General features: G+C 47.4%; 11 protein-coding genes. 2 read left to right on the top strand and 9 right to left on the bottom strand.

Translation table 11 applies throughout. The features are described from left to right. Positions 1-171: 171 nt before the first annotated feature. The 7 genes from HXW94_RS17210 to serC form a co-directional block, all read right to left on the bottom strand. Positions 172-489, bottom strand: coding sequence for a hypothetical protein (locus HXW94_RS17210; protein ID WP_178368132.1), 318 nt, complete (start codon positions 487-489; stop codon positions 172-174). After that, positions 464-700, bottom strand: coding sequence for a putative zinc-binding metallopeptidase (locus tag HXW94_RS20450; RefSeq protein ID WP_178368133.1), 237 nt, complete (start codon positions 698-700; stop codon positions 464-466). Before HXW94_RS20450 ends, HXW94_RS17210 begins: the two co-directional genes overlap by 26 nt. Beyond that, positions 672-830, bottom strand: a complete 159-nt coding sequence (locus HXW94_RS17220; protein ID WP_178368142.1) for a YqaE/Pmp3 family membrane protein — start codon at positions 828-830, stop codon at positions 672-674. Before HXW94_RS17220 ends, HXW94_RS20450 begins: the two co-directional genes overlap by 29 nt. A gap of 229 nt (positions 831-1059) precedes the next feature. Continuing rightward, on the bottom strand, positions 1060-1554 hold the full coding sequence (locus HXW94_RS17225; protein WP_178368134.1) for a sll1863 family stress response protein: 495 nt from the start codon (positions 1552-1554) through the stop codon (positions 1060-1062). Between the two features lie 57 nt (positions 1555-1611). Beyond that, the gene (locus tag HXW94_RS17230; RefSeq protein ID WP_178368135.1) at positions 1612-2370 is read right to left on the bottom strand and encodes an SDR family NAD(P)-dependent oxidoreductase; all 759 of its coding nucleotides are present in this window, start codon (positions 2368-2370) and stop codon (positions 1612-1614) included. 523 nt (positions 2371-2893) lie between these two features. Continuing rightward, positions 2894-4477 (bottom strand): phosphoglycerate dehydrogenase, encoded by a 1584-nt coding sequence (gene serA / locus HXW94_RS17235; protein WP_178368136.1) that lies wholly within the window; start codon positions 4475-4477, stop codon positions 2894-2896. Then, on the bottom strand, positions 4477-5565 hold the full coding sequence (gene serC / locus HXW94_RS17240) for a 3-phosphoserine/phosphohydroxythreonine transaminase (RefSeq protein WP_178368137.1): 1089 nt from the start codon (positions 5563-5565) through the stop codon (positions 4477-4479). The genes serA and serC overlap by 1 nt, the downstream gene beginning before the upstream one ends. Positions 5566-5947: 382 nt before the next feature. Here serC and HXW94_RS17245 point away from each other — a divergent pair, with 382 nt between their 5' ends. Together HXW94_RS17245 and HXW94_RS17250 are read left to right on the top strand one after the other, a co-directional pair. Then, positions 5948-7705, top strand: a complete 1758-nt coding sequence (locus HXW94_RS17245) for a long-chain-fatty-acid--CoA ligase (protein WP_178368138.1) — start codon at positions 5948-5950, stop codon at positions 7703-7705. A gap of 194 nt (positions 7706-7899) precedes the next feature. Further along, positions 7900-8820 (top strand): manganese-dependent inorganic pyrophosphatase, encoded by a 921-nt coding sequence (locus HXW94_RS17250; protein WP_178368139.1) that lies wholly within the window; start codon positions 7900-7902, stop codon positions 8818-8820. A gap of 129 nt (positions 8821-8949) precedes the next feature. On the opposite strand, the gene HXW94_RS17255 is transcribed toward HXW94_RS17250, so the two are convergent. After that, positions 8950-9456 (bottom strand): type II TA system antitoxin MqsA family protein, encoded by a 507-nt coding sequence (locus tag HXW94_RS17255; protein WP_178368140.1) that lies wholly within the window; start codon positions 9454-9456, stop codon positions 8950-8952. A 12-nt stretch (positions 9457-9468) separates the two neighbouring features. Next, positions 9469-9750, bottom strand: coding sequence for a DUF4258 domain-containing protein (locus tag HXW94_RS17260; protein ID WP_178368141.1), 282 nt, complete (start codon positions 9748-9750; stop codon positions 9469-9471). Positions 9751-9946: the final 196 nt, after the last annotated feature.

The raw sequence follows: 9946 nt of genomic DNA on the forward strand, positions 1-9946 counted from the left end.
TGTAATCCCATTTTCCCGGTACTCAGAAGCTATGAAAATCAAGGCTCTCAGACAATTTATGTTAAAGTTTTTATCTGCTTAGGGCATAGTGGAAGCTTTTCGTTAAAAACATACAATGCTAAGCGTACTTTAACTGCCTGATTTTTAAGTATTTAATTCCTGCTTAAAGAATTATTCAGTCGGCCGGGAAAATGGGAATGCGCCCGGCAGAATCACGGTCGGACCGCTGACCACCAAAATCGCGCCCAGAACCCAGGCAACCGGCCAGCTCAGCCCCGCAATAAAATGCGCCGCCAGTGCGTCGAAAATCCAGGCCAGCGGAGGACCGAGGATCGTCAGACGACCGACACCATGACCGACGCGCCGGACTTCGCCAAGCTTCAGATCCATGCCGCCTTCAAAGAGGATAATGGCGACACCCAGACCGATGAGTTCTGTCAGTTCAGTTTGTGATAACCCCAGCTCAATAGTCCAGGGTATCGTCTCCAAACAGGCTGCGACATTCGTCAAGATAGGTCGTGTCGCGAATCAGACGGTCCCAGTAATAATGCCCCGATTCGTGGCGAAAATGACCGAGCAGAGTCCGGTAGCGTTCAGGCATTTCCCCGCGCATACGTTCCTGCTCGGCGGAGTCGACTTCCTTCTTAAGTGGAGCAGGCGACTGCCCGGCTTCAACGCTTGGCGATAATCCAGACCGCATGCACGATACCGGGGATATACCCCAAGAGTGTCAAAAGGATATTCAACCAGAAAGCCCCGGCAAATCCCACCTGCAAAAAAACACCGAGGGGCGGCAACAGAATCGCAATCAAAATTCGAAACAGATCCATCATCTTTCTCCTTATTTTTTCGTTCTTCCTGCTTTTTCGGAAGAACAACTATTGTAAAAATTGGGGCTGAGTAATGTTTGCCTCGCCAATGTTATGATCGGATTTAACGTAAGCAGCACTGGTTTAACCCCTTAGACCTGTTTAACCACTTACCGTAGAGCAGGGGGCTGGCAAGCACCCTCTGGTACCTATTTCCGATCTAACGTAGTGCGCTAAGCACTTAGGCTGATCAGCGTGGGGCTTTTACAAGCCCAGGCCTTTTAGGCTTGGGTAGCTGACATTCTCTTTTGGCTTTTTCCCAGGAGTCGCTCAGCGCCTGATAGGCGTCTGAGAAGCCCTTTTTCATCTGCTCCCAGGCACCTGCAGAGCTGTTCTTGAAGCTGCCATACCATTCGGCAAGCTCATTTCTCTGCTTACGCAGCGCTTTCAGGTTGGCTCTGGCTTTCCGGCGGGCTGCCTGGGTCATATTATCCCAGTTATTATCAACGCGATTTTCCAGTTTGTCAATGCGTCCGTCGAGTTTTTTAAGCGCCTGATCGGCTTCTTTGACAGCCTGATCACGCTGCTTAGCGGTGTATTGTTGAAGGGTATCGATCAACTCCTTTGTTTCCTTTTTGACATCCTGGGCCGTGACTGTATCATTGCCGGATTGCGCTTGTGCAATCGGCATAAAACAGAGTGCCATCACTGTAATAATGGTTGCAATCAACGTATTTTTTCGCATAGGTTATCTCCTGATAAGTCCATGATCAGAATTAAATCTGCCACAAACTGGTTTCAGCTATTGGGCGGTATAGCCCCCGTCAATGACCAGCTCGCTGCCGGTAACAAATGCAGATTCATCGGATGCAAGATACAGCGCGCCATATGCGATATCATCCGGCGTTCCTACATGGCCGACAGGATGCATGCTATCCAATTTTTTTCGAAAGGCATCCACCCCTTCTTCCGAGGCCTTGCCCAGTTCTTCTACAAGGGGAGTCCAGATATATCCGGGATGAATGGAATTCACGCGAATACCCTCTTTGGCATAAATCAAGGCATCTGTCTTGCTCATCAATCGGACAGCACCTTTTGATGCATGATAGGCAGGCAGATCCGGGGCACCGATAATCCCATAAATAGAAGAAAGATTGATAATACTGCCACCGTTATTTTTTTTCATATGGGGAATGGCATATTTGGTACACAGGAATACCCCCTTTACATTCACATTCATCAGGTTGTCCCATTCCTGTACATCAACTTCATGAGTGGGTTTGTTGGGACCGGCAATGCCGGCATTATTCACCAGAATGGAAAGGCTGTCAGCCGGGGTGATAACATTGGCCACATTTTTTTCATCAGCGGTGTTCAGGTGCTGATACTCTGCCTGGCCGTGACTTTGGCGTATTTCTTCAACCAGCTGTTCTCCTTCATCATCAATAATATCGGTGACAATCACATATGCCCCTTCCCCGGCAAACAGTTTACAGACTGCTCTGCCGATTCCCCGTGCACCGCCGGTAACCAAGGCGGTTTTGCTTTTCAAGCGATCCATCGTGTTTTCCTCCTTTTTTATATAAATAATGAAACTAAGGCGGCTGAGCCGCAAAAAATAGAGACTGGAAACAAGAAACAAGGATTTTAATAAATTCTTGTTTCTTATCTCTATTTTGTTATAAAATCATACCAGACCCTGGAAATTGATCATATGGTGGAAAACCACCATTTTTTTTTGCCCCGGTATGTAGTTCGGTTTAAATTAGCGCTCTTTGGGCGGGCTGTTAGGTGGTGGGTGCTGGGTACTGGGTGCTGGGTGCTGGGTGCTGGGAAATGGGTACTGGGTGCTGGGTGCTGGGTACTGGGAAATGGAAATTCCTATAGTTACCAACTCCATAGAGAAATATAGAGGCGGAGATACTTGCCGCATCAATAGGGTTGCTGGCAGGCGTGATGCCGGCACAGAAAGCCGCGGGACTTAATCCGCTGGAAGCGTTGCGGGCAGAGTGATATATGACTATCGGGATCGGAATAGTCATTGTTTTCGATCCCGATAGCAGTCTCACGAACAATTTAATTAGCTAAAGCTCAAACGTGGTCATGCTGACCACAAGTTCAAGGTCTTCAATCTCCTTGACCACATCAGCCGGTACCGGGGTCTCGGTTCTTAAGAATATAATATTTCTATCCCCGTCATCCTCACGCCCCACCATCATTCTGGCAATGTTGATGTTGTGTTCGCCTAGTTTCTGACCGATGGAACCGATGGAGCCGGGTTTATCCACATTGTGGATGATCGCCAGGTGACCCTCGGGAATAACCTCCAGGCGGAATTTATTAATTCTGACAATCCGGGCATCATCCTTTCCAAAGATGGTGCCTTCCAGGACATTGGTCCGGTTGTCCGTGATGACGGTCACCCGGATCAGGTTCAAAAAGTTGCCTGCTTCCTTTGAGGTGGATTCGCTGATTTTTATCCCCATCTCATTGGCCAGGGAGATGGCATTGACCGAATTGACTTCATCCCTGACATATTCATTGAGAAGCCCCTTGATCCCGTTGATGGTCAGGGGTTTAAGATCAAGGTCCGGAAATTTTCCGATGTATTCGATGTTGACCTCATGCACGCCGCCCTTGGAAACCTGGGCCTGCATTTTCCCCATTTTCTCCACCAGGTACAGAAACGGTTTAAGCTGCTTTAAAACATCGCCGGTCACCGACGGTACATTCACGGCATTGATAATGGTATCGTTTAACAGATAGGCAATAATCTGGTTGGCAGCGGCCACGGCAACATTGGTCTGGGCTTCTTTGGTGGATGCGCCCAGATGGGGGGTGGCAATCACCTGGTCCAGCTGGAGCAGCGGATGGTCTCCGCCCGGAGGTTCTACGGCAAATACATCCAGGGCCGCCCCGGCTACCTTGCCTGACTGGATGGCATCATACAGGGCCGCTTCATTGACAATGCCGCCCCTGGCACAGTTGACGACCATGACGCCTGTCTTCATTTTTTCAAAAGCCTGGGCGTCCAGTAAATCAATGGTGGCATCCATTTTAGGCACATGCAGGGTGATATAGTCCGACCGGGCATAAAGCTTATCCAACGTCACATATTCAAACCCGGCCTTTTCAATATGTTCCGAAGAGATATTGGGATCGAACACAATGACGTTCATGCGCAGCCCTTTGGCAAGTCCGGCAGCAATGGAACCGATATTTCCAAACCCCACAACGCCCAGGGTCTTATTAAAAAGTTCCCGGCCCTGGAGCAGTTTTTTATCCCAGCGCCCGGCTTTCAGGGAGGCGGTGCCCCGGGGGATATTCCGGGTTAAGGCCATCATCATGGCAATGGCATGCTCGGCTGCGGTGACCGTGTTGCCGCCGGGGGTGTTCATGACGGCGACCCCTTTTTTGGTGGCCGTATCAATGTCCACATTATCCAGGCCAATGCCGGCCCGGGCAATCACCTTGAGGTTACTCGCCGCTTCAAGCAGGTCCGCGGTCACCTTGGTGGCGCTGCGGATGGCCAGACCATCGTATTGCCCGATGATTTCTTTGAGTTCTTCGGGGGAAAGCCCGGTATTGACATCGACATCTATGCCTTCCTGGTTTCTGAAAATATCAATGCCGGTTTCATCCATTTTATCACTGATCAGTACCTTCATTATTTGGCCTCCTTTTGAAACGCTTCCATAAATTCCACCAGGGCTTTGATACCTGCCATGGTCGCGGCATTATAAATGGATGCCCTGCAACCGCCCACGGATCTGTGACCCTTAAGACCGCCAAGTCCTTTGGCGGTGGCCTCTTTTATAAATTTTTGCTCAAGTTCCTCACTGGGCAAACGGAAGGTCACGTTCATCAGGGATCTGGAATCCTGTCTGGCGGTGGCCCGATAAAAATTACTGTTTTCCATAAAATCGTACAAAAGGCCTGCTTTTTCCTTATTATAGGCTTCCATCTTTTCAAGGCCGCCCATCTCCTCTTCGATCCATTTGAGTACCAGATCAATGGTATATATGCCGAAACAGGGCGGGGTATTGTACATGGAGTTCTTTTCTGCATAAGTAGAATATTTGAGCATGGAAGGCAGATCCGGATTGGCTGTTTCCATAAAGTCCTTACGCAAAATTACAATGCAGGTGCCGGACGGCCCTAAATTTTTCTGGGCACCGGCATAGATCATGCCGAATTTTTCCATGGGAAGGACGCGTGAAAAAATATCGGATGACATATCGGCAATCAGCGGAATGCCGCCGGTGTCGGGAAAATCGGCAAACTGGGTTCCCTTGATGGTGTTGTTGGAGGTGATGTGGACATATGTTGCATCTTGGCTGAAAGGAATATTTTCAGGGATATATGAAAAGTCCTTGTCCTCGGAAGAGGCCACGACCACATGTTTTTTATTCTGGATTTTTGCCTCTTTAATGGCTTTGGTGGACCAGGTCCCGGTATTGACATAGTCGGCACTTTGATCCCCGGAAAGAAAATTCATGGGAATCATGGCAAACTGTAAAGATGCCCCGCCCTGGAGAAAAAGGACATGGTACTGGTCATCCAGACCTAAAAGACGTTTGGCCCGTTCCACGGCATCATTGATAACATCGTCAAAATAAGAAGATCTGTGACTGATCTCTGTGATGGACATGCCTGAATTGTTGAAATTCAGGAAAGAAGCCTGAATTTCTTCAAGGACCGGCAGAGGCAGGGCCGCGGGCCCGGCATTGAAATTAAAAATTCTTTGGTCTGTCATTTTTTACCTTTCTGTTAGGGTTATCTTTGTTTTCACTGTACGTATATGTTTTATTGCCTCATAATCCAAGGCAATTTGATATCCAACCCTATTCATTAACGCTGTCGTCGATTAAAATCAATAGCCTAACCGCCTTTATGTAAAATTCATTCCTGATTGATCCAGGGATTTATGCTGCAGGCGTTCCCACAAATGCCTCAATAAATAATTTTTTTTAAAAACCATTTGGCATATTTTGGATATCCAAGATATAAGGGCACGTAGTCAGCCTGGATGTTGCTCCGGCCTGGCAGGATACGAAAGATTCCCACGCGTGGGATCTTTCATAAACAAATTAGAGCTAAGCATTGCGTATTATTTATAATATTTAATGGTTAACCCCATGACAGATCAGACAAACCAGGCAAACACCGTAACCGCTCCATGGGACACCCCATTTTGGCCCGAGGGTGTTGCGCACAACGTCACCGACTACCACTATCCTGTTTTCAAACTGCTGGACGATTCAGCAGCCCGTTACCCCAATCAGATTTTTACCATATTCAATGGGGCAAAAAAGACCTTTTCCCAGGTTAAAGACACCGCCGACCGGATCGCCTGTTTTCTGGCGAAAAAAGGCATCAAAAAAGGAGACAAGGTGGCGATTGTCTTACCCAATCTGCCCCATTTTCCTGAAATTTTTTTCGGTATCATGAAGGCCGGGGCCGTGGCCGTGACCTGCAACCCCATATATACGCCCACGGAATTGAAACAGCAGCTTGACAATTCCACTGCAAAAATGGTGTTTTGCATGGACCACCCCACCTTTTACCCCAATACGGTCAAGGCCGTTAAAGACACAGGTGTTGAAACCGTGGTGGTCTGTAACATTAAACGCTATCTGCCCAAATTGCAGGGATTTTTAGGCAGCTTGTCAGGCAAAATCCCCAAAGCCGACCACCATGAACCCGGACATATCATGTTTGACGACCTGGTAGCCCAGTCCAGACCCGAGCCGCCTGATATCACCATTAACCCAATCAACGATACGGCTGTGATGCTATACACCGGCGGTACCACAGGCATTCCCAAGGGGGCGGAACTTGTACACATCAACTTCACCTACCAAGTGGCCGCCATTATGGAATATCTAAGACTTTCCCACGGTGACGGCAAACCGTTGGAAAAGGCATACTATGGGGGATATCATCGTTTTTTAGGTATTTTGCCCTGGTATCACAGTTTCGGCATCTCCGTGGCCATGCTGTGCGCCGCAGGTTCCGGCAGCAGCCTGGTATGCATCCCGGACCCCAGAACCGGCAAGCCCCCATTCACCGATGTCCTCAAGGCGGTCCAGAAATACCGCCCCACGCTCATGCCGGCCGTACCCACAATTTTTGTGGCCTTTACAAACCATGCCAAGCTTGATAAGTATGACCTGTCTTCCCTGATGGGCTGTTTTTCAGGGGGCTCCCCCATGCCGCCGGATGTCTGCCGTCAGTTTGAAGAAAAAACCGGTGCGGTTATCTTTGAAGGATACGGGTTGACGGAAACTGCGCCGGTGCTGTCGGCCAATCCCACCAACCAGAAGACCCGAAAAATAGGTTCCGTTGGATTTCCATTACCCGACACAGACATAAAAATTCTGGATCTTGGCGATCCCAAAAAGGAACTTCCCAGGGGTGAAGATGGCGAAGTGGCTGCCTGCGGTCCCCAGGTCATGAAGGGATACTGGAACAAACCGGATGCCAATGCTGACGTTTTTGTCACCATCGCAGGTAAGCGTTATTTTCTCACCGGAGACATCGGTCACATTGACGAGGATGGGTATATCCTGATCACGGACAGAAAAAAGGATATGATCATCGTGGGTGGATTCAATGTATATCCCAGAGAGATAGAAGATATTATATACACCCATCCCAAAGTTGAATTGTGCGCGGTGATCGGGATAGCGAACAAACCGGCTGGTGAAACCGTAAAAGCGATTATCAAACTCAAGCAAGGCCAGACAGCCACCCAGGAAGAAATCATCGCATTCTGCAAGGAAAACATGGCAGGATATAAACGTCCCAGAATCATTGAATTTAAAGAGGATATCCCGGTTTCCAACATCGGTAAAGTGCTGCGACGGGAATTGCGGGAGCCCCATTGCAATTAGCCGCATTGTTACAAATACCGTTCAATTCCAGGCTCGGCATATCTTTTTTCAGATTTTGCTTGAGGTTAAGTGCGATTAATTCTATAAGACCAAGGGGTATTAAAGTCAAAAATTTAATATGGGTGGCTGCCGGTTGCGGGGGTCATCCTAGAAGGTTATAACCTGATAACAACACTAAATTTTTAGGAGGTTTTATGTCAACTCTCGTATTTGGTCACAAAAATCCGGATACCGACTCTGTAGTCGCAGCCATCGCGCTGGCCGATCTGAAAAAAAGTCTTGGTGAAGACATCGCACCGGCTATGCAGGGCGAACTGAATCCCGAATCCAAATTTGTCCTGGACAAATTCGGTCTGGATGCCCCTGAACTGGTTACCAGCTATGCCGGCAAAGATGTTTACCTGGTGGATCATTCTGATCTGGCCCAAAGCCCTGACGACCTTGGCGAAGCCAATATTCTGGGTATCGTAGACCATCACAAATTGGGTGATGTAACCACCGGACAGCCCCTGGAATGCTGGATCTGGCCTGTGGGATGCACCTGCACTGTAATTACCTGCATGTACGATTACTTTAATGTTGAGATCCCCAAGGGTGTTGCCGGTGCCATGCTGTGCGCCATCCTGTCCGATACCGTAATTTTCAAATCCGCCACCTGCACAGACAAAGACAAAGAAGTTTGCGCAAAACTGGCTGAAATCTGCGGCGAATCCGATCTTGACGCCCTGGGCATTGAAATGTTCAAGGTAAAATCCGCTGTTGAAGGCACCCCGGTTCGTGAACTGGTGCTGCGCGACTACAAAGATTTCAACATGAGCGGTTCCGGCGTTGGCTGCGGCCAGCTCGAACTGGTTGACCTGTCCATCGTTGACGGCATCAAGGCTGATCTTGAAAAAGACATCCGTGATCTGAAAGCGGAAAAAGGCCATCACACCGTGCTTCTGATGCTCACCGATATCATGAAAGAAGGTACCGAACTTCTCGTGGCGTCTGATGACGAATCTGTTGTTGAAAAAGCCTTTGGTGAAAAACCCGTTGACGGCAAATGCTGGCTGCCCGGCATCATGAGTCGTAAAAAACAGATCATCCCCGATCTGGAAAAAGTATTTGGTTAGTTAAGTAATTCAAGGGCTTTTGGTGTTTTGCCAAAAGCCTCTTGACTTTCTTTTAAATTTCCTTCCCCACACCGACCGAATAGTCAAAAAATTACGCCCGCCCCCAAATCCGTTATAACCAGCAGGTTTTTAACAAAAATTGCACTCTGATTGCTGTTTGGCAATAAGACTGTCTACTGAAATATTGATATTTGTACTCTGCTCCCGCCGGCCTATTTCCCGGATAATTTCTTTTAAAAAATTTCTGATTTCCTCTTGGGGAATGCCTTTCATATTTGCATAAACCAATCTCACCAGGCGGTCATTGGACTTATCAATATCCTGCTTGTTGTTTTCCCATCGTGAAAGAGTTGATTTATTTACACCAATATACGCTGCAAACGATTTTGCAGTTAATCCGGCATTTTTTCTCAGAAACCTAATTTCACTACCATTTAGATAGGTCTTCTTTTTAATTAGATTGAGACCAATAACAGAATTCAGTTCAATTATTGCGGGGATAGAGGCGAATTCTTCTCCACATTCACATCGATAAATTTCAACGTTTTCAAGGTATACATTATCAAGCCCTGATTCTGTATAGTGGTACACCTCTTTTGATACAGTCATATCTTTGTTGCAATCAAGACATTTCATAGCATGTCCTCCTTAATATACAGTGATACATCTTACTGTATGACAATGCTCCCAAACGCCGGCAATAAAAACAAGATTTTCACCATCAATATCCGTTCCGGTCACCTTGCACTGCCAGTTGTCATTCATTTCATTGTATTCAATTTCCGAGACCTGCCCCCAAAGCAAAACATTTAAGGCATCATCTATTGTTACTTGCCTTTCCTGCATTCTTTCTCGACAATGTTTTGACTGCTGGAAGCAACCATACCGGGCAAAGTCTCGCAAACATTTTTTTATTTCATCTACTGTCATATTATCCGCTGTATTGATTCGAAGTCAACTAATAAAGATGATTTCAAATCAACTTTATGTGACACCACAATATAGTCGATTTAAAAGTATTAAAAAATATCAATAAGTAATTTATTAAAATCATAAGTAGTGTTTTATATAGTAAAAATCCTGACCCGAAGGGCCAGGATTTGGGTTAAGCCCAGAGGGCATGAAC

The organism is Desulfobacter latus (assembly GCF_013389365.1).
Classification (GTDB): Bacteria; Desulfobacterota; Desulfobacteria; order Desulfobacterales; family Desulfobacteraceae; genus Desulfobacter; species Desulfobacter latus.

Bases quoted from the DNA above. Each gene is read 5' to 3' on its own strand.
- HXW94_RS20450 (WP_178368133.1), bottom strand. From the start codon at position 700: ATGCGGTCTGGATTATCGCCAAGCGTTGAAGCCGGGCAGTCGCCTGCT.
- HXW94_RS17220 (WP_178368142.1), bottom strand. From the start codon at position 830: ATGGATCTGTTTCGAATTTTGATTGCGATTCTGTTGCCGCCCCTCGGT.
- HXW94_RS17225 (WP_178368134.1), bottom strand. From the start codon at position 1,554: ATGCGAAAAAATACGTTGATTGCAACCATTATTACAGTGATGGCACTC.
- HXW94_RS17230 (WP_178368135.1), bottom strand. From the start codon at position 2,370: ATGGATCGCTTGAAAAGCAAAACCGCCTTGGTTACCGGCGGTGCACGG.
- serA (WP_178368136.1), bottom strand. From the start codon at position 4,477: ATGAAGGTACTGATCAGTGATAAAATGGATGAAACCGGCATTGATATT.
- serC (WP_178368137.1), bottom strand. From the start codon at position 5,565: ATGACAGACCAAAGAATTTTTAATTTCAATGCCGGGCCCGCGGCCCTG.
- HXW94_RS17245 (WP_178368138.1), top strand. From the start codon at position 5,948: ATGACAGATCAGACAAACCAGGCAAACACCGTAACCGCTCCATGGGAC.
- HXW94_RS17250 (WP_178368139.1), top strand. From the start codon at position 7,900: ATGTCAACTCTCGTATTTGGTCACAAAAATCCGGATACCGACTCTGTA.
- HXW94_RS17255 (WP_178368140.1), bottom strand. From the start codon at position 9,456: ATGAAATGTCTTGATTGCAACAAAGATATGACTGTATCAAAAGAGGTG.
- HXW94_RS17260 (WP_178368141.1), bottom strand. From the start codon at position 9,750: ATGACAGTAGATGAAATAAAAAAATGTTTGCGAGACTTTGCCCGGTAT.